The organism is Kribbella sp. NPDC056951, from assembly GCF_042674205.1.
Classification (GTDB): domain Bacteria; phylum Actinomycetota; class Actinomycetes; order Propionibacteriales; family Kribbellaceae; genus Kribbella; species Kribbella yunnanensis.
The window spans coordinates 597,345-617,001 of record NZ_JBHUQZ010000001.1 but is presented as its reverse complement, the minus strand read 5'-3'; the positions used below and the strand labels follow the sequence as shown (position 1 = coordinate 617,001).

Sequence of the window (19,657 nt, the reverse complement as noted above, 5' to 3'; positions counted from 1 at the left end):
CTATGGTGGCGCGGGTGCCGACCCTCACAGTGGGCACGTCGGCACGTCCGACCGCCCGCCCCAGTCGGCGGACCGCCGTGAACCAACTCGCAAAAGCATCAGCCGGTGCCGCTCTGGCCGTGCTGGTGATCTGGCTGATGGCCGGAGACACGTCTGCCGACAGCGTCTTCGCCCTGGTGCGTTTCTGGCTGCTCGGGATCACCCTGCCCGGTGTGGTGCTGTGGCGGCTTACCAGTCCGTTCCGGCACAACCTGGTTGAGGATGTGGCGGCCGGTTCGCTGGTTGGTGTCTCCGCGCTGCTGCTCGTCTACATGGGTGTCTCGCCGCTCGGTCTGCAGCGCTGGGCCTGGCTGTGGGCAGTCCCGGTCGTGGCGGCGGCGTTCGCCGTACCGCGGTGGCGTCGTCGGGTGCTGAGTCGAGTCGAGCGCCCGGTGAGCCCGTTGACTGCTTGGTTGCTCGCCACTGCGTGCGCGCTACCGGTCTATGCGATCGCTCGGCCGCGGAACGTCGCACCGGCTCCCTACACAGACCCGGCATACAACAACCCGGACATGGCGTACCAGCAGGCTCTGGCGGCCAGTGCGAAGTACGACTTCCCACTGCAGGCGTCGTACGTGCACGGCGAGCAGATGGACTACCACTACTTCTTCCACCAGTTCACCGCGGCAGTGAACTGGGCTACCGGGGTCGACCTGACCGATCTGATCTACACGATCGGCTGGATCCCGCTGACGCTCGCCGGCTGCGCGCTGATCTTCGTACTCACCGACCGCTTCGCACCGGGCTCACGCTGGGCCGGTCCGCTCGCCGTCGCGGTCGCCGCGGTCGGTGGCACCGTGAACGTGTACCCGGGCTTCACACTGCCGCAGGAGAGTCTGACCGCCTACCTCTGGGGCAGTCCGACGCAGAACCTCGGCAGTGGGCTGACCGTGCTGCTGGCGATCGTGATCGTCGACATTCTGCGCGGCCGCAACAGCCGCGGTACCTGGCTGATCGGGCTGCTCATCGCAGCGGCCGCCTCCGGCTCGAAGGCGACGATCCTCCCGTTGGTCCTCTGCGGTCTCGGGCTGGTCGTGTTCGTCCGCCTCTGCCAACGCCGAATGGCGAGGCGCGCAGTGGTGATGGCGGTAGCGGTGACCAGCGTGATCCTGACTGCGATCGTGGTGGTCTTCGGCAACCACTCGACCGGGCTGTCGCTCCGGCCGTGGGTCACCTTCGCGAAGATCGGCGTCTACCCGTTCATCGCTTGGCAGCGCGAGTGGGACACCGGCGACTACGACCACAGCTCGATGTGGATCAGCGCGGTCGTCACCTGCTTGGCCTGGTTGCTCGGTACCGCCGGACTGGTCGTTCTGGCCGGTACGGCGAAGCGCTGGTTGCGTGACGCCGGAATGATCTTCCTGATCGGGGTGGCTGTCGCGGGGTTCTGCGGAATGGCTCTGACCGACCAATCCGGTTCCAGCCAGATGTACTTCCACCGGACCGCCGTACCGATCATCGCCGTACTGGCTGCCGTCGGTGCGCACATGCTGGTGTTCAGCATCCGCAGAGCCAAGTGGCTGGTGCTCGGGTCAGTCCTGGGCGGTATGGCGGCGGCTGCGGTCGCTCGGCGAATCATCCGAGCACTGCCAAGTGACGCCGTGCTTTTCCGCCGGGAGGACGGCACACTGACCGGACTGGTCCTGCCATGGGTCCTGACAATCGCCCTGCTCGCACTGGTCGGTGTCCTCGCGGCAGTCTGGCTTCGGCAGCGGACTGGTCGCGTGGTTCTGGCGGGGTTCGTGCTGGCGGCTATGGGTGCAGGTCTTTACCTACCGCTGCGCGCACTGCCGAGCATGGGCGACGCGAAGCCCACGGAAGCCGTTGCCGAGGACACGTTGTTGGGACCGTCGGCCACGCAACTGGCCGCGGCACGGTGGTTGCGCGACCACACCAGCCCCGACGAATTGATTGCCACCAACGCCCATTGCGCACGCAAGAGCGCGCTGGGCTGCGACGCCCGGCACTTCTGGATCGCCGGACTCAGCGAGCGGCACGTGCTGATCGAGGGCTGGGCCTACACGAACACGATCAACGACCAGGTCGTCAGCACCGCCCTGAACCCGAACATCCTCCCGTACTTGGACCAGGACAAGCTCGCCGAGAACGACCGCGTCTTCGTCGCACCCACCCGCGACAACCTGCAGGAGCTCCGCACCAAGTACGGCGTCCGCTGGCTGTACGCCGACCCTGCGCAGACCGCCGTGTCCCCGGAACTGGAGGCGCTGGCAACGGTCCGCTTCCGGGCTCCGGATGCTGTCGTCTACGAACTCGGATAACCCTGTGTAAACGCGCGGATTCGCTCTAGGGTGTGCGCATGCGCGCACGGGCACGGCGGCGGGGGCCGCGAACGGCGGGGCCGTCCCTCACGGGGTTACTGGCGGGTGTTGCCGTTGGCATCCTCGGGATCGGGTTGTTGCTGCAGCACTCCACCTTCTTCGAGGTGGTCCGGTTCGTCCTGTTCATCGCACTCGGCGTCGCACTGCCCGGTTTCGCGCTGTGGCGGCTGATCGGCAACTACAGCCGCAACCTGGTCGAGGACCTGGCCGGCGGCTTCGCAGTCGGCACTGCAGGGCAGATCGTGGTCTATCTGGCCGCTGCGTCGATCGGACTGCAGGCGTGGTCCTGGGTGTGGGGACCCGTCGTGATGGTGCTCTCGTTCATCGACAGTGACATCCGGGCGCGGGTCTGGCGGCGGGTTGCGCAACCACTCCGGCCGTTGCAGGCGTGGTTGTTCGCACTGTCGACCACGGTCGTGGTTCTGATCGTCTACCGGCGCGGTCCGAGCCAGTTCCTGCCCGCATACACCGATCCGCTCCGCTCGTACCCCGATCTGGCGTTCCAGCAGGCCGTGGCCGCCAGCGCGAAGTACGACGTACCGGTGTCGACACTGTGGCTTGGCGGTGAGCCGATGAAGTACCACACCTTCTACCACCAGTCGACGGCTGCGACCGCATGGGCGACGCGGATCGACCTGACTGACCTCATCCACTCCCTGACCTGGTTACCGCTGTTCCTGGCCGGGTGCGGACTGGTCTTCGCGTTGGCCAGTCGGTTCGCTCCGACGGCTGAGACCGGTGCGACCTGGGCCGGGCCGCTCGCCGTACTGATCGCCGGACTGGGCGGTGCGATGCAGCCGCTTCCAGATGCTGGTTTTGGTGGCTTGTCCACAGCAGTGGCGGCGTACCTGAGTCCTACGCAGAACCTGGGCGTCATGATCGCCATGGCGCTGTGCGTCGTCGCGGTCGACCTCCTGCGCGCTGAGCCGCCGCGGAGTCGCTGGGTGCTGCTGGTTCTGCTCGCACTGGTTGCTGCGGGTGCCAAGTCGACGATTTTGCCCTTGCTGGGCATCGGATTCGCGTTCGCCTTCGTCCACGCGGGTATGGCGCGTAAGAGCAATCGGACTGCGTTGCTGGGCGGTCTGCTGGCCTTCGTCGTGTTCGTCGCTGCCATGCTGACGATCTTCGGCGGGAGTACGTGGGGCACGGAGATCAAGCCGTTCAAGACCTTCAGTCAGTTGTCGTCCTCACCGCTCGCGACGCTGCTGAGCTGGGGACTCGCGGTCTGCGGGATGTGGTTCCTCGGCCGCAAGTGGCGTGATGTCGGTACGGCGTTCCTGATGGGGTTCGCGGTGGCCGGACTGATCGGCACACTGATGACCGCGCAGTCCGGGATCAGCCAGCTCTACTTCCTCCGTACGGCGTTCCCGGCGATCGCAGTGCTCGCCTGTGTCGGACTGGCCAACCTGGTGGGCCGTCTGGGTGACCGGCGTGGCGTGGCGCTGGTAGGGATCGCTGGGGCGCTCAGCCTGGCCGGGCTCGCGGTTGCGCGTTCTAAAGCCGCTGGTGACAGAGATCCGTGGCTATGGATGCTGGCTGTGCTTCTGATCGTCGGAGTGGTCGTCGGGCTTGGCTGGAAGGTGTTTCGTCGACCGGGCAACCTGGGAATCGCGATCGTGGCCGCTGCGGTGGCCGCGTGCATGATCGGCTCGGTACTAGTACCGCTGCAGGCGTTTGTATCGGACAGTGCGTCGAAGCTGGTCTACGCCAAGGTCTCTCGTGGCGGGGCGACCGCTGCTGAAGCTGGGGCTGCACGCTGGTTGCGGCGGAACACTCAGCCAGGTGACCTGATCGCGACCAACGCGCACTGCATCATCCAGCGCGAGAACGTCTGCGACAGCCGGCACTTCTGGCTCGCCGCTCTGTCCGAGCGACCGGTACTGGTCGAGGGCTGGTCGTATTCGAACCAGGCGAACCGGATCGCGTTGGAGACCAACTCGAATCCGAGCCTGATCCCGTACTGGGACAGCAGCAAGCTCGCAACCAACGACACCGCGTTCAAGTCGCCGTCAGCCGACGTCATCCAGCGACTGCGCAATGCCGGGGTGCGCTACCTGTTCGCTGACCGTCGCGCCGGCGCGGTGTCACCGAAGCTCGGGGAGTTCGTCAGCATCCGGCACGCGACACTCGACGTGACGATCTACGAGATCAAGTGAAGTAGCGCATCCGCGACTCGGACGCGCCCCTGACCGTCGACCATGCGCCACCCGGCGGCTGCGAGTCTCGTTCGCTCGGCTGAGTCAGTCAGCAACCGCTTGAGCACGGCAGCCGCGGCGGTTGGGTCCGCCTGGAGTTGGGAGAGTACTCCGACACCAGCCGCCGTACCGGTGGCGATTGCGCGCTCGTAGCCCATCACCTGGTTGTCGACGACACACACCAACCCGGCGGTCGCGCCAAGACACAGCAGCTCCCAGGTCGACGTACCGGACGCACTGATGGTCACATCCGCCTCCCGCACGGCGGCAGCGAGCCGGTCCGTCGGGGCGATGACGTTGACGAGCGATGAGACCGCAGTGATCTGTGCGGCCAGTTCGGGGGTCGGAGCAACCACAGTGGCGTCGAAAGGTACACCTGTCGCAGCCAGAGCCCGTACGACGGCCGGACCGGCGCCGAAGGCATCCGTTCCGCCGAAGAACGCAAACACCTTCGGTACGTCGACCACCCGCGCGGCCGGCGGGTCCACCGGGCGCAGGGCGCGGATCTCGTCGCGGATCAGCACGTAGTCGAGCCCTGCGAGGCGGACCGAGTCGGGCGGCAGGACTGGGTGGTCCAGCTCGGCGGCGAGGTTCTGGTCGACGAGTACGTCGGCCACTGCGCCCCGGAAGTCCCCGTCCACAATGGCGAGTGTCGGTAGCCCGCTGGAATGGACTGCCGAGTAGACCGCCGCGTCGAGGTCATACGAGTCGAAGACGACAGCGTCGTACCGGCTGAGCACCTCCACGTGCTCCGCAGGAGTCCAGACCGCAGGACGAATGGTGATGCCGCGGGCGGTGAGCTGGGCTGCTGCCCAGGGGACTGTGTCAGCGTCGCAGATGAAGTCCACGGTGAGCCCGCGGCGCTGGAGCTCTTCGGCGAGAGCCAGGCAGCGCATCACGTGGCCGATGCCCCGGGTCGGTCCTACATCGCAGCGCACTCCGACACGGCTCACGCCACAGACCGTATCCAGTGGATTGAGAGGGTCGCTAACCGGGCAGCTATTGTTTCGGAGCGGCAACCGCTACCGTCCGTCAGAAGGAGCCTGCTCGACGTGTCCATCCTCACCGGCTCCGACATCCTCGTCACCGGCGGTACCGGGTCGTTCGGCCGGGCGTTCGTGCGGCACGCTCTGGAGCGGCTGAATCCGCGCCGGATCATCGTCTTCAGCCGCGACGAGCTGAAGCAGTGGGAGGTCCGCCAGCTGTTCGGCGACGACTCCCGGCTGCGGTTCTTCCTCGGTGACGTCCGGGACCGGGCCCGGCTGCTGCGGGCGATGCACCGGGTCGACTACGTCGTCCACGCGGCCGCGCTGAAGCAGGTCGACAGTGGCGAGTACAACCCGTGGGAGTTCGTCCAGACGAACGTGATCGGCTCACAGAACGTGATCGAGGCCTCGATCGACTCCGGGGTGAAGCGGGTCGTCGCACTGTCCACCGACAAGGCCTCCAGCCCGATCAACCTGTACGGCGCGACCAAGCTGACCGCGGACAAGCTGTTCATCAACGGCAACCACTACGCGGCGGCGTACGACACCCGGTTCGCGGTGGTGCGGTACGGGAACGTGATGGGCAGTCGCGGGTCGATCATCCCGAAATTCCGCGCGCTGCACGCGGCCGGACAGTCGCTGCCGATCACCGATCTGCGCTGCACGCGGTTCCTGATCACGCTGCCGCAGGCGGTCGAGTTCGTGGTCGACTCGTTCGAGCTGATGACCGGCGGTGAGCTGTACGTGCCGCGGATCCCGTCGATGAAGGTGACCGACCTTGCCGAGGCGATCGCGCCCGGCGCTGCGATGCACGACGTCGGACTGCGCCCCGGCGAGAAGCTGCACGAGGAGATGATCAGCCCGGAGGAAGGCCGGCGGGTGCTCGCCATCGGCAACCGCTTCGTGCTGCAACCCGATCTGGCGACCTGGGGTTACATTCCGCCGGAGGGCGGCGTACAGCTGGACGAGGGCTTCCACTACGCGTCGGACACCAACGACACGTGGTACACGATCGAGGAGATCCAGAAAATCCTCGAGGTGGATCACTAGTGCTCCCGTACGGTCGGCAGTCGATCTCTGCTGCGGATATCGCGGCGGTGACCGCTGTGCTGCAGGGAGACTGGTTGACGACCGGCCCGGCGGTTGCTGCGTTCGAGGCGGCGGTGTCGGAGCTGGCGGGTGGGCACCGGGCTGTTAGCTGTACGTCGGGGACGGCGGCGCTGCATATCGCGTATGCGGCGCTTGGTGTCGGGCCGGGCGATGAGGTGGTGACGACTCCGATGACGTTCGTCGCTACCGCGTCGTGTGCGGCTCTCCTTGGTGCTCGCGTTGTCTTCGCCGATGTGGATCCGGACACTGCATTGCTTGATCCGGCAGCAGTTGCGGCGGTGACGACTGAGCGGACGAAGGTCATCGCGGCGGTCGACTACGCCGGACAGGCCGCGGACTATGCGGCGCTGCAGCCGCTGGCCGACGCGGTAGGAGCGCGGACTCTCGCCGACGCGGCGCACTCGATTGGTGGGAGCGCGGGTGGGCGGCCGGTCGGGGATCTGGCTGACGTGACGACGATGTCGTTCTTCCCGACGAAGAATCTGACGACCGGTGAGGGTGGTGCGGTGGTCTGCAAGGACCCGGCGGTGGGTCAGCGGGCGCATGAGTTCCACTTCATCGGGCTGGTTCGGGATCCGTCGCGGTTCGAGATCGTCGATGAGGGTCCTTGGCATCAGGAAGTGCATGAGTACGGCGTGAACTACCGGCTCACCGATCTCGGCGCGGCGCTGGGGCTGTCTCAGCTTGAGCGGCTGGGGGCGTTCAAGGCTCGGCGGGCGGAGATTACTGCGCGTTATAACGAGGCGCTCGGTGGGGTGGACGGGCTGCGTACGCCGGTGCAGCGGGCCGGTGTTGATCCCGCGTGGCATCTGTATCCGGTGCGGGTGCTCGGCGGGCGCCGGCGGGAGATCTTCGAGGGAATGCGGGCGGCCGGTATCGGTGTCCAGGTGAACTACATCCCCGTCTACTGGCATCCTGTCTTCGCACGGCAGGGATATTCCCGCGGCCTGTGCCCGAACGCGGAGGCCTTCTACGCCGAGGAGCTCTCCCTCCCGCTCTACCCGGACCTCACCGACAACGACGTCGACCGGGTGATCGAGACCCTCACTAGACTGGTTGGCTAACGTGACTGAAGTGACCCGATCGAATCTGGTCGGTGGAGAGATGCTCAACTGGTCGGACCTCCATCCGGCCGACAGCCGCCCCGCCGTCTCCGGGCCGGCCGCAACCGCGGTGCTCGCCGCCGCCCTGAAGCCCGGCGACACCGTACTGATCGCCGGCCCCCACAGCCACAGCCTGTACGCCGACCTCGCGGCGAAGGCCGAGTCGATCGACATCCTGGTCCGGTCGGCGCCGGATGCCGAGGAGCTCGCGGAGTCGCTCACCCACGCGAAAACCCAGGTCTACTGCGGTTCGCTGGACCGGTTCGAGACGGACGAGACGTACGACCTGATCGTCGCGCTGGACGGCTTGGAGCGCCTCGTCGGCCCCGACACCGAGTCGCTGCCATGGACTGACGCACTGGCCAAACTAGTCGACCGCCTATCCCCCCACGGGCGGATGTTGCTCGGCGCAACAAATACCTTCAGCGTCAACCGCCTCATCCAACCCGACATCACCGCCGCCCTGCCCCGAGACGAGGACTGGGGACGAGCAGTAGCCGACACCGCCCCCGCAGGCCTCACCCCCCTCGAAGCCGCCCTACGCGCGGTGGGGGTGGAGGCGCGGAAGGTGCAGTCGCCCCAGAGCGGCGCGGACGCGGGTTTGAGTGGGCTTCGGGCGGGTGTCCTCTCCGCTCGCATCCACGGTTTGTATCCGTCATTGGTTGAGGCCGAGATCCTCGTTGGCGACAACGCGCAGCTGACAGGCGCGCGGGCGGCTCGGGTTGTTGCTTCTTGCAATGGTGGGCCTGCGTTGATGGATCCGTATCGGGTGGTGATGGATGCCGCGCGGGCTGGCCTGCTGGTGGAGTTGGCGCCTGCTTGGTACGTCGTGGTTGGTGTCGAGTTGCCTGTTGAGTCCGGCGATGGTGAGTTGGTGGAGGAGCGGTTGCTGGCGGCGCTTCGGGTGGACGATCAGTTGGCGTTGCGGCGGGAGATCACGGCGTACGTCAAGTGGTTGCGCACCACGTCGACGGCGGGTGCTGCGGACAACGTGATCGTGGACGGGACGTCGTACCGGCTGTTTGGCGAGGGAAACGGCGGGACGGTCGAGGAGCACCTCGAACGGTTTGTGCGGCGGGCGTTGGAAAGTGGCTCGAGGCAACCTTGGCCTGCGGGGGGTGGGGTGGAGGAGCTGACGGCTCGGTTGGCTTCGATGGTGGGGATTACGTTGGCGCCGGCAACGACGCGCGACGTGATTCGGCCGTTGGGGAGTGCTGAGCAGCTCAGCACGGTTGCTCGGTTGGCGGATGAGTTGGCGCATGCCAGTGCTCGGGCGATCTTGTTCGAGGGGACTGCTAGTGGGATTCGGCGGTCGGTGCCTTATCGGCTGGGGCATGCGATGTTGAATCCGGCGCGGGTGGTTCGGCGTCGGTTGAAGCGTGTGTTGCGGAGGCGCTGATGCACCACGCCAACCACTTCTACGGGCACGCCGACGTGATGGCGGCGTACGCCGGTCTGCGCAAGCCGCCGCGGATCTGGGGGTATCTGCAGCACGGGTGGAACATCCTGGACGGGTTCGCCCATGGCACCAACTTCGCGCCGGGAATGCCGAAGTACGTGTGGTCTGACAGCGTGCGAAGGCGCGGTCAGTCGATGGGGCTGCGCAACTACTCGGTGATCGGTTCGGTCTGGCTGTATCTGCTGAAGGTTCACCCAAACCTCGCAACTCCCGCGAAGAAAGCCAAAGGCACCCTCTTCTATCCGTTCCATGGCTGGGAAGGGCAGAACGTGCTCGGCGACCACGGCCGAATCGTTGCCTCGATCAACGAGCACGAGACCGGCCCGGTGACCGTCTGCCTGTACTGGAACGAGTACCAGCAGCCCGCGATCCGCAAGGTCTACGCCGACGCGGGCTTCCGCGTCATCAGCCACGGCTACCGCGGTCTGCACTGGCGCAAGACCGACGCCGACTTCCTCGTCAAACAACTCCGCGAGCTCCGCAGCCATACCCGCGTCGCGTCCAACCGGCTCAGCTCCGCCGTCCTGTACGGCGCCTCGATCGGCCTGCAGCCCGGGGTGTACGGCGACCCGATGGTGCTGGAGAACGAGCACCCGTCATTCGGCGGGCAGGCGCGGATCAAACGCCTCTGGCCCGAACTCGACCAGCCCTTCGTCCCGGCGAAGATCGCCCAGGAGTTCACCGACACCGAACTGGGCGTCGACCACGTCGTCTGCCCAGCGGAGATCCGGGAGCTGTTCCGATGGAACGACTGAAGATCGGCATCGTCACCCAAGTGCGCGTGACGAGCTCACGGTTGCCGGCCAAGGTCCTGCTCACCGCCGGCGGGCAGTCCTTCCTCGAACACCACCTCGACCGGCTGCGGCAGACCGGTCTCCCGGTGATCGTTGCCACGACGACGAACTACAACGACGACGTCATCCTCGAGGTGGCCAAGCACGCGGGCGTTCCGGTGCACCGGGGCTCGGAGGACGACGTACTGAGCCGGTTCGCCGGTGCGGCCCGCGAGCACGAGCTGGACGGCCTCGTCCGCGTCACCTCGGACTGCCCCCTGATCGACCCGGCGATCATCTCCGCGGCCGTCGACCGCTGGCGGTTCGAGAAGGACCTCGACCTCTACATCTCGAACTGCCTCGAGCGCACCTACCCGCGCGGCATGGACTACGAGGTCTTCTCCGCGAAACGCCTGTACGACGCGGAGGCCAATGCGACTCTGCAGGCGGACCGCGAACACGTCACGCCGTACCTGCACCAGAACCGGTCCGGCGAGATGCGCCTGCTGAACCTGCCGTGGGCCGGCGGCGGAGCGTCGTACCGGCTGTGTTTGGACACTCCGGACGACTGGCAGTTGCTCGATGCCCTCTTCGAGGAGCACGGCGCGACGAACCTGAACTGTGCCGAACTGGTCGAGATTCTGGACACTCACCCCGAGCTGACCACGCTCAACGCCCACATCGAGCAGAAGAAGCTCGGCGAGTAGCGACACGCATTCGGGCTGCTACGGCATGATTTACCGTGATGAGCACCGATGATCCAGCCCCCGGCCCCTCCGACGCGGCACGCGCCACGTCGTTCGGGGCTGTCGCGGCCGCGTACGACGCGGGCCGGCCGACCTTTCCGGTCGACGCGCTGACCTGGATCCTCGGCCCGGGACGCGGGCTGCAGGTGCTCGACCTGGGTGCGGGTACCGGCAAGCTGGCCGCGGTCGCGGCCTCGCTCGGGCACGATGTGGTTGCCGTCGACCCGTCCGAGGAGATGTTGTCGGTCTGCCGGAAGCGGCCCGGGATCGACACGATGGTCGGTGCCGCCGAGTCGATTCCGCTCGCGCACGCCTCGGTCGACGCGGTCATCGTCGGGCAGGCGTTCCACTGGTTCGACCACGCCCGGGCGCTGCCCGAGATCGCCCGGATCCTGCGACCGAACGGCGTACTGGGTCTGCTGTGGAACAACGCCGACGTCGTCGTGCCGTGGGTGCGCCGGATGATGCAGGCGATCCAGGGTCCGGACAGCCACGGCACCGACAAGTTCGACCCGATGCCGACGCTGCTGCAGTCGGACATGTTCGCCGGGGTGGAAACCGCACGGTTCCGGCACTGGCAGGACCTGGACCGGCACAACCTGCGGCAGCTTGCGGAGTCGCACTCTCGGATCGCGATGCTGACCGACTCCCGCCGGGAGACCGTGCTGGAGCAGGTCGACGCGATCTACGACGCCAGCGCGCGACCGCCCGAGCCGCTGCGGATGCCGTACTTCACCGAGTGCTACCGGACTCGGCCGAGCGATCTGGCGAACTACCGCCGTACCCTCGACGCGCCGGTCGCACCGCACCTGTAGAAACATTTTGATTGCGGACACGCCCGATAAGTCACAAACCACCTACTTAGGGCTAACGTGCACGCATGGACGAGGATGTCGTGCGCGAGCGGGATGCCCGCGCCTACGAGGCCGTGCACGACGCGGCCGACTTCACCGAGCTGAAGCGACGGTACAAGAACTTCGTGGTGCCGTGGACGATCGCCTTCATGACGTGGTACCTGGCCTACGTGGCCTGTAACAACTGGGCCCGCGACTTCATGAACACCAAGGTGGTCGGCCATATCAACATCGCGTTGATCTTCGGCCTGCTGCAGTTCGTGTCGACGTTCGTGATCGCCGCCGTCTACGGCCGGTACGCGAACCGCAAGCTCGATCCCCTGGCCGCCGGCCTGAACGCCAAGTACAAGAGGGAGCGCCGCCGGTGAACTTCGTCCCGCTGTTGATTCCTCTCGCTGATGGTGAGCCCGGCAACCGGGTGCTCACCATCTCGCTGTTCTCGGCGGTCGTTGCCGTGACGCTTTACATCACCTGGTGGGCGTCCCGGCAGAACAAGACCGCGGCCGACTACTACGCCGGTGGCCGCAACTTCAGCGGCGCGCAGAACGGCCTGGCCGTTGCCGGCGACTACATGTCGGCGGCATCCTTCCTCGGCATCTCCGGCCAGATCGCCCTCTATGGGTACGACGGCTTCCTGTACTCGATCGGGTTCCTGGTGGCCTGGCTGGTGGCCCTGCTGCTGGTCGCGGAGCTGCTGCGGAACTCCGGCCGCTTCACGATGGCCGACCAGCTCGCCTTCCGGATGAAACAACGCCCGGTCCGTACGGCGGCCGCGTCGTCGACGATCGTGGTGTCGATCTTCTACCTGCTGGCCCAGATGGTCGGCGCCGGTTCGCTGGTCGGGCTGCTGCTCGGGGTGAAGAGCGAGGGCGTCAAGGCCGCGGTCATCATCCTGGTCGGCGCGCTGATGATCGTCTACGTGACGATCGGCGGGATGAAGGGCACCACCTGGGTGCAGATCGTCAAGGCTGTGCTGCTGATGACCGGCACGGTGCTGATCACCTTCCTGGTGCTGCTCAAGTTCCACTTCAACATCTCCGACCTGCTCGGTGCGGCCGCGTCGAAGTCCGGCAAGGGCGAGTCCTTCCTGCAGCCGGGTCTGCTCTACGGCAAGGACCTGGTCGGGCAGATCGACTTCCTGTCGCTCGGACTCGCCCTCGTCCTCGGTACGGCGGGGCTCCCGCACATCCTGATCCGCTTCTACACCGTGCCGGACTCGCGGTCCGCGCGGCGCTCGGTGCAGTGGGCGATCGGCCTGATCGGCGCCTTCTACCTGATGACGCTGGCCCTTGGGTTCGGCGCTGCGGCGCTGCTGAACACCGCGAAGGGTTCGCCGGTTGCAGAGTCGAAGGGGAACGTCGCTTCGCCACTGCTGGCCGAGTCGGTCGGTGGTGGCGCTGGTTCGGTCGGTGGGTCGATCCTGCTGGCGCTGATCGCGGCGGTCGCGTTCGCCACGATTCTCGCGGTGGTCGCGGGTCTGACGTTGACCTCGGCCTCGTCGTTCGCACATGACCTGTATGCCAACGTCATCGCGAAGACCAAGCCGTCGGAGAAGAGCGAGCTGCGGGTCGCCCGGTTCGCCGCGATCGGGATCGGTGCGGTCGCGATCGCGCTGGCGATCCCGGCGCAGAAGCTGAACATCGCGTTCCTGGTCGCCCTGGCCTTCGCGGTGGCCGCCTCGGCGAACCTGCCGTCGCTGCTGTTCAACCTGTTCTGGAAGCGGTTCAACACCTCCGGTGCGGTCTGGAGCATCTACGGCGGCCTGATCTCCGCGGTGGTGCTGGTGGCCTTCTCGCCAGTGGTGTCGGGTAAGCCGACGTCGATGATCACCGGCGCGGACTTCGCCTGGTTCCCGTTGTCGAACCCGGGCATCGTGTCGATCCCGCTCGGCTTCCTGTTCGGCGTGCTCGGCACCTACCTCGGCAAGGACAAGTCCTCCGAGGCTCGCTACACCGAACTCTCCGTCCGCGCGCTCACCGGCGCCGGCGCGGAAGGTGCCACCAAGCACTAGATCTCACTCCTCGAAGGGCCGACTCGCTGCTGCGGGTCGGCCCTTTTGGGTTTTTCTCGAACCGTTGACGCTTCCGTAGCAGTGCCGTAACAATGAGCCAGCGCTGCGCAAAAAGTTAGCAAGTTGACGAAAGTTCCGGACTCTCGCGTGGCCGCTGCTCCGTTGCGTTCTCCACCGCCCATCAGGAGAGGCCATGCGAATTCCGCCTTGGCGGTTACTCACCGCCTTGCTTGCCGCGACACTCGCGACAAGTGCATTAGTCCCCCAGGCTCCTTCCGCGAGCGCCGCCGTACTGGCTGGTCCGAACCTGGCCGCCGGCAAGGCAGCCGCGGCCAGCAGCGTCACCCAGAGCTACGTCGCGTCGAACGTGACGGACGGCAACCAGGGCACCTACTGGGAGAGCGCCAACAACGCCTTCCCGCAGTGGGTGCAGGTCGACCTCGGCTCGTCGATCGCCACCAACCAGGTCGTGCTCAAACTCCCGACGTCCGGTTGGGGCGCCCGCAACCAGACCATCGCGGTCCAGGGCAGCACCGACGGACAGAACTTCAACGACCTGTCGGCCGCCGCCTCCCGAGCCTTCAACCCGCCGACCAACACGGTCACCATCGACTACGGCAACGCGACCGTGCGGTACGTGCGGATCCACGTCACCGCGAACACCGGTTGGCCGGCCGGACAACTGTCCGAACTCGAGGTCTACGGCCCGGTCACCGGTGACACGCAGGCACCCACCGCCCCGGGGGGCCTGTCCTTCACCGAGCCCGGCACCGGCCAGATCCGGCTCGCATGGGCCGCGTCCACCGACAACGTCGGGGTCACCGGGTACGACGTGTACGCCAACGGCCAGCTGCGCACCAGCGTGGCCGGGAACGTGCTGACCTACACCGACACCCAGCCGACCAGTACGACGATCTCGTACTTCGTCCGGGCGAAAGATGCCGCTGGCAACCAATCGGCGAACAGCAACACGGTAACCCGGAACGGCAGTCAGGGACCGGGAACCAACCTCGCACTGGGGAAGCCGATCACCGCGTCCGGCTTCGTGCACACGTTCGTCGCGACGAACGCGAACGACGACAACGTGACGACGTACTGGGAAGGCAATGCCAACCCGGCCACGCTGACCACCGAACTCGGCGCCAACGCCGACCTCAGCTCGATCGTGATCCGGCTCAACCCGGACTCGGCCTGGGGTCCGCGAACCCAGACGTTCTCGATCCTCGGCCGCGAACAGAGCTCGTCGACGTTCACCACGATCGTCGCGAGCGCGTCGTACAACTTCAGCCCGTCGTCGGGGAACACTGTCTCGATCCCGGTCAGCGCGCGAGTGGCCGACGTACGGCTGAACTTCACCGCGAACACGGGCGCACCGGCTGGTCAGGTCGCCGAGCTCCAGGTGATGGGTGTGCCGGCGCCGAACCCGGATCTCACGCTGGGTGGCTTGGCGTGGACGCCGACCTCGCCGGTCGAGACGGACTCGATCACCGTCCGCGGGACGGTCAGCAACACCGGCTCGGCTGCTTCTGGTGCGACCGATGTGAACTTCTACCTCGGTACGACGAAGGTCGGTACGGCGGCTGTCGGGGCGATCGCGGCCGGCGGTTCGGCGACTGTCAGTGCGTCGATCGGTGCGCGGGATGCGGGCAGTTACACGCTGAGCGCGAAGGTCGACGAGGCGAACACCGTGATTGAGCAGAACGATGCGAACAACTCGGCGACTGCGTCGAGCGCGCTCGTGGTGACTCCGGTGGCCAGCTCGGACCTGATCGCGTCGGCGGTCAACTGGACGCCGAACAACCCGTCCGCGGGGAACAGCGTTGCCTTCTCGGTGGTGCTGAAGAACCAGGGCAGTATCGCGACTGCATCGGGGGCACACGGGATCACGCTGACGCTGCTCAACGGTAGCTCGACTGTTACCACGCTGACTGGGACCTACAACGGTTCGCTGGCAGCTGGTGCTTCCACGTCGGCCATTGCCCTGGGCAACTGGACGGCTGCGAACGGACGGTACACGGCGCGCGTCGTACTGGCGGATGACGCGAACGAACTGCCGGTCAAGCGGACCAACAACACCAGCGAGCGGCCGTTCTTCGTGGGTCGTGGGGCGAACATGCCGTACGACCACCTCGAGGCAGAGGACGCATCAGTTGGTGGCGGTGCTCAGGTGATCGGGCCCAACCGGACCATCGGCGATCTTGCTGGTGAGGCCTCCGGTCGACGCGCGGTCACGCTGAACGCCAACGGCTCGTACGTCGAGTTCACCACCCGGGCGTCGACGAACACCCTCGTCACGCGGTTCTCGATTCCGGACTCGGCTGGTGGGGGCGGGATCAACTCGACGATCAATGTGTATGTGAATGGCACGTTCCACAAGGCGTTGCCGCTCACATCGAAGTACTCGTGGCTGTATGGGTCGGAGTCCGGTCCGAGTAATTCGCCGGGTGCGGGACCGGCTCGGCACATCTACGACGAAGCGAGCATCATGCTCGACTCGACTGTGCCGGCCGGGGCCAAGATCCGACTTCAGAAGGATCCGGCGAACTCGACGACGTACTCGATCGACTTCATCGACACCGAGCAGGTCGCGCCGATTGCAAACCCTGGTGCGGGCTACGTCGTACCGGCCGGGTTCAGTCAGCAGAACGTGCAGGACGCACTGAACCAGGTCGCGCAGAACTCAAGCCTGGTTGGGGTTTACCTGCCCGCCGGCGACTACCCGACGTCGAGCAAGTTCAACGTCGGCAGCCGTGCCGTCAAGGTGGTCGGCGCCGGTCCCTGGTACACCCGGTTCGTCGCACCGACGACCCAGACCAACACCGACGTCGGGTTCAGCGCGTCGTCGGCGGCGAACGGATCGACGTTCAGCGGGTTCTCATACTTCGGGAACTACGACAGCCGCAACGACGGGCCGGGCAAGGTCTTCGACTTCAACGGCACCGCGAACATGACCATCGACAACATCTGGGTCGAACACCAGATGTGTCTCTACTGGGGCGCCAACACCGACACCTCGACGATCAAGAACTCCCGGATCCGGAACATGTTTGCCGACGGCATCAACATGACCAACGGCTCGGCCGGCAACACCGTCAGCAACAACGACGCCCGCTCCACCGGTGACGACAGTTTCGCCCTCTTCAACGCCATCGACGGTGGCGGCGGCGAGGTCCGGGACAACGTGTTCGAGAACCTGTCCGCGACACTCACTTGGCGGGCCGCCGGATTCGCGGTCTACGGCGGGACGAACAACATCTTCCGCAACCTGTACGCCGCCGACATGCTCACCTACCCCGGCGTCACGATCAGCTCACTCGACTTCGGCATCCCGATGAACGGCTTCGGCGCCACCCCGCCGACCCGCTTCGAGAACGTGTCGCTGGTCAGGTCCGGCGGCCACTTCTGGGGCAACCAGGCCTTCCCCGCCCTGTGGATCTTCTCGGCCTCGAAGGTCTACCAGGGCATCCGCGTGAGTGACCTGGACATCGTCGACCCGACGTACAGCGGCATCATGTTCCAGACCAACTACGTCGGCGGGCAGCCTCAGTTCCCGGTCGCCGACACGATCTTCACCAACACGACGGTGACCGGGGCCCGCAAATCCGGCGACGCCTTCGACGCCAAATCCGGCTTCGCCCTCTGGGCCAACGAACTCCCCGAACCCGGCCAAGGCCCAGCCGTAGGCACCGTCACCTTCAACAACCTGACCCTGTCCAACAACGCCGTAGACATCCGCAACACCACCACAACCTTCACCATCACCCGCAACTAGCCCGCGTGTGGAGGGGCTTCCCTGCAAGCCCCTCCATCTGCCCCGAGCTGCCCCGAGATGCCCCGGTGTCGCAGGGCGTTTCCCCTTGCCCCACATGCCAAAGTCACCGAGTGCCGACCCACGTATTCGTAGACGAAAGCAAGTCCAAGGGTTTGTTGATGGCTGCCGCGCATTGCCAAGCAGGCGACGTAGCAGTCCATCGGAAGGCCCTGCGAAACCTCCTACTACCTGGCCAGGAACGCTTGCACTTCAACCATGAGCGGCCGCCGCGCCGGAAACAGATCATCGGCGTCGTCAGGAGCTTCAACCTCCTGGTCGATCTCTACACAGCCGATCGCGACACCCTGACAAACCGCCGTCGGTGCCTCGAAGCGATCGTCCGGGACTGCGCAGGCTCGTCCGAGCGGCTCGTGATCGAAATGGACGAGTCGGCCTGTGAGCACGACCGTCGCCTGCTACGCGAAGCCACGCACCGGTTCGGCTGCCACGAAACTCTGCGCTGGGACGTGCTGGTCGCCAAAGCAGATCCGCTGCTCTGGGTGCCGGACGCAGTCGCCTGGTGCTGGACACGTGGCGGCGACTGGAAGCAGATAGTCGCGCCGTTCTGCCAGGTGCGCGAGCTGTAGAAAGCGCGAAACCCGGCTCGTCCACCGTCCGGTGAGCTGCCGGGTCCACTTCCGAGGGACTCATGTCCCCCGGCATCACCAACTGTAGCGGATTCGCCGCCTGGCGGAAGAACAATTTCCAATCTGCCCCTGGAAACCCCTGGATGCCCCGAGCCGTGCCCCTGGAATCCCCGGGAAACCCCGCGATGCCCCGGAGTGCCCCGTCCCAGAAAGCGCGAGACCCGGCACGCCCACCGTCCGGTAGGCTTCCGGGTCCACTTCCGAGGGACTCGTGTCCCCCGGCGTATTCACCTTAGCGGGCCGACCGACGGCGTACCTAGGTGTTTTGTTGCAGGAGGGTTTGGGCGGTGGGGGTCAGGGAGTGCAGGGAGGTGCCTTGGGAGCGGTGGGTGGTGATGAGGGCGGCGGCTCGGAGGATCCTGGTGTGTTCGGAGGTTGAGGCGAGGGAGATGCGGACTCGGCGGGCCAGTTGGGTGGTGCTGGCGGGGGTGATGAGGGAGCGGAGTACGGCGGCTCGGGTTCGGCCAAGGAGGGCGGCCAGGGGGTCGGTGTCGGGGTCTTGGGGTTCGGCGGCGGGGGCGTCGGCGCAGGGGTAGATGAGGACGGGGCGGCGGCGGGGGGCGTCGTCGACCAGGCATTCGGCGATCAGGGGTGAGGGGTAGAGCTGGAGCCCGCGGCCGCGGAGGTGGACGTCGATGGCCTGGTTGGGGCGCTGGGTGTGGACGGTGAGTACCGGGGCAGACCACTCGACGTCGGAATGCAGGGTTTGGAGGAGGGTCTCGATGCCGCCGTTCATCAGGGTGTGGGCGCGCTGGGCGAGATCACCCGCGTACCGGCGGGCCAGTTCGTCGGAGGACTGGGCCAGGACGTTCTGGTGGAAGTCGACGACCGCCGTACCGAGGGCTTCGCGGGCGGCGGGTTGGCCGGAGCGGAGGCCGTGCAGGTAGGGGTCGGCGTTGCGGGGGAAGCGTTCGTCCAGCTCCTCGCGGAAGACCTCTGCGGGGGTTTCGGAGAGCAGTTCGGCGGCCGGTTTCACGCCTGGGGTCGAGACAGTCGGGGTGAGGAAGTCGGGGAACCAGCCACTCGGGGCGATCAGCTTGAACAGCGGCCGCATCGACGGTGACACCAGCGGCGCCGCCGCCTGCCGCCACCGGCGCGCGACCGGCGGAAGGCTGTCCCGCGCGGCAGGCGCACTGAGCGCCCGCGCCGCCAGCGCCGCCTCCCACAAGGGCTCCGGCTCCGCCGGGAACACCACCCGCCCCAGGTCTGCCGCGCTGAAATGAATCTGGATCATGCCACAATTCTGCCCACCCCAGGTCCACCCCACGAGACCTTCGTCCCCACCCGAATCCCCCCTTCGGCCCACGCCGAATTCGTCTACTCGGCACCCCGGCCGCAAGTAGTCCCCCGCCGCCATCCCCAGACGCAACCACCCGCCCACCACCAACAGTCCGTCGGCGCGCTCCCCCGACAACCGCCATACCGGCAACTCCGCACCCCCAACCCCCATCTCAGCGGGCAACCCCCCACTCCCCCCGCCAACCCCCCAACTGAGGGGATGCCCATCCACATCGGGGGTTGCCCCCTCGGAATCTCAGGGGGCAACCCCCCAACTGAGTGGATATCCCGCGAGATGGGGGGGGT

14 protein-coding genes are annotated in these 19,657 nt (G+C 66.6%); 12 read left to right on the top strand and 2 right to left on the bottom strand.

Annotated features, from left to right (window positions below; genetic code table 11):
- Positions 1–14 precede the first annotated feature (14 nt).
- Positions 15–2,318: a hypothetical protein gene (locus ACFTSF_RS03020; RefSeq protein ID WP_380152200.1), complete on the top strand. Its 2,304-nt coding sequence runs from the start codon at positions 15–17 to the stop codon at positions 2,316–2,318.
- A gap of 38 nt (positions 2,319–2,356) precedes the next feature.
- Positions 2,357–4,534 carry a hypothetical protein gene (locus ACFTSF_RS03015; RefSeq protein ID WP_380152199.1) on the top strand — a complete coding sequence of 726 codons (2,178 nt, stop codon included), beginning with the start codon at positions 2,357–2,359 and terminating at the stop codon, positions 4,532–4,534.
- On the opposite strand, the gene ACFTSF_RS03010 is transcribed toward ACFTSF_RS03015, so the two are convergent.
- On the bottom strand, positions 4,519–5,526 hold the full coding sequence (locus tag ACFTSF_RS03010; protein ID WP_380152198.1) for a PseG/SpsG family protein: 1,008 nt from the start codon (positions 5,524–5,526) through the stop codon (positions 4,519–4,521). The genes ACFTSF_RS03015 and ACFTSF_RS03010 overlap by 16 nt on opposite strands.
- Before the next feature lie 99 nt (positions 5,527–5,625).
- On the opposite strand from ACFTSF_RS03010, the gene pseB reads away from it, so the two are divergent.
- From pseB to ACFTSF_RS02960, 10 genes are all read left to right on the top strand, one after another.
- Complete coding sequence (gene pseB, locus ACFTSF_RS03005; protein WP_344152742.1) at positions 5,626–6,609, top strand: UDP-N-acetylglucosamine 4,6-dehydratase (inverting); 984 nt, start codon at positions 5,626–5,628, stop codon at positions 6,607–6,609.
- Positions 6,609–7,733 carry an aminotransferase class I/II-fold pyridoxal phosphate-dependent enzyme gene (locus ACFTSF_RS03000; protein ID WP_380152197.1) on the top strand — a complete coding sequence of 375 codons (1,125 nt, stop codon included), beginning with the start codon at positions 6,609–6,611 and terminating at the stop codon, positions 7,731–7,733. Before pseB ends, ACFTSF_RS03000 begins: the two co-directional genes overlap by 1 nt.
- 10 nt (positions 7,734–7,743) lie before the next feature.
- Positions 7,744–9,171 carry a hypothetical protein gene (locus ACFTSF_RS02995; RefSeq protein ID WP_380152196.1) on the top strand — a complete coding sequence of 476 codons (1,428 nt, stop codon included), beginning with the start codon at positions 7,744–7,746 and terminating at the stop codon, positions 9,169–9,171.
- Positions 9,171–9,986, top strand: coding sequence for a hypothetical protein (locus tag ACFTSF_RS02990; protein WP_380152195.1), 816 nt, complete (start codon positions 9,171–9,173; stop codon positions 9,984–9,986). Before ACFTSF_RS02995 ends, ACFTSF_RS02990 begins: the two co-directional genes overlap by 1 nt.
- Positions 9,974–10,711 (top strand): glycosyltransferase family protein, encoded by a 738-nt coding sequence (locus tag ACFTSF_RS02985; protein ID WP_344152731.1) that lies wholly within the window; start codon positions 9,974–9,976, stop codon positions 10,709–10,711. Before ACFTSF_RS02990 ends, ACFTSF_RS02985 begins: the two co-directional genes overlap by 13 nt.
- A gap of 38 nt (positions 10,712–10,749) precedes the next feature.
- Positions 10,750–11,565, top strand: coding sequence for a class I SAM-dependent methyltransferase (locus tag ACFTSF_RS02980; RefSeq protein ID WP_380152194.1), 816 nt, complete (start codon positions 10,750–10,752; stop codon positions 11,563–11,565).
- Between the two features lie 65 nt (positions 11,566–11,630).
- Entirely contained in the window at positions 11,631–11,972 is a 342-nt protein-coding gene (locus ACFTSF_RS02975; protein ID WP_344152725.1) for a DUF485 domain-containing protein, read from the top strand.
- Positions 11,969–13,615 carry a cation acetate symporter gene (locus ACFTSF_RS02970; RefSeq protein WP_380152193.1) on the top strand — a complete coding sequence of 549 codons (1,647 nt, stop codon included), beginning with the start codon at positions 11,969–11,971 and terminating at the stop codon, positions 13,613–13,615. Before ACFTSF_RS02975 ends, ACFTSF_RS02970 begins: the two co-directional genes overlap by 4 nt.
- A gap of 193 nt (positions 13,616–13,808) precedes the next feature.
- Positions 13,809–17,387 carry a discoidin domain-containing protein gene (locus ACFTSF_RS02965; RefSeq protein WP_380152192.1) on the top strand — a complete coding sequence of 1,193 codons (3,579 nt, stop codon included), beginning with the start codon at positions 13,809–13,811 and terminating at the stop codon, positions 17,385–17,387.
- A gap of 158 nt (positions 17,388–17,545) precedes the next feature.
- Positions 17,546–18,013 (top strand): hypothetical protein, encoded by a 468-nt coding sequence (locus ACFTSF_RS02960; RefSeq protein WP_380152191.1) that lies wholly within the window; start codon positions 17,546–17,548, stop codon positions 18,011–18,013.
- Between the two features lie 316 nt (positions 18,014–18,329).
- Here the strand turns inward: ACFTSF_RS02960 and ACFTSF_RS02955 are convergent, their stop codons facing one another.
- Positions 18,330–19,307: a winged helix-turn-helix domain-containing protein gene (locus tag ACFTSF_RS02955; RefSeq protein WP_380152190.1), complete on the bottom strand. Its 978-nt coding sequence runs from the start codon at positions 19,305–19,307 to the stop codon at positions 18,330–18,332.
- Positions 19,308–19,657: the final 350 nt, after the last annotated feature.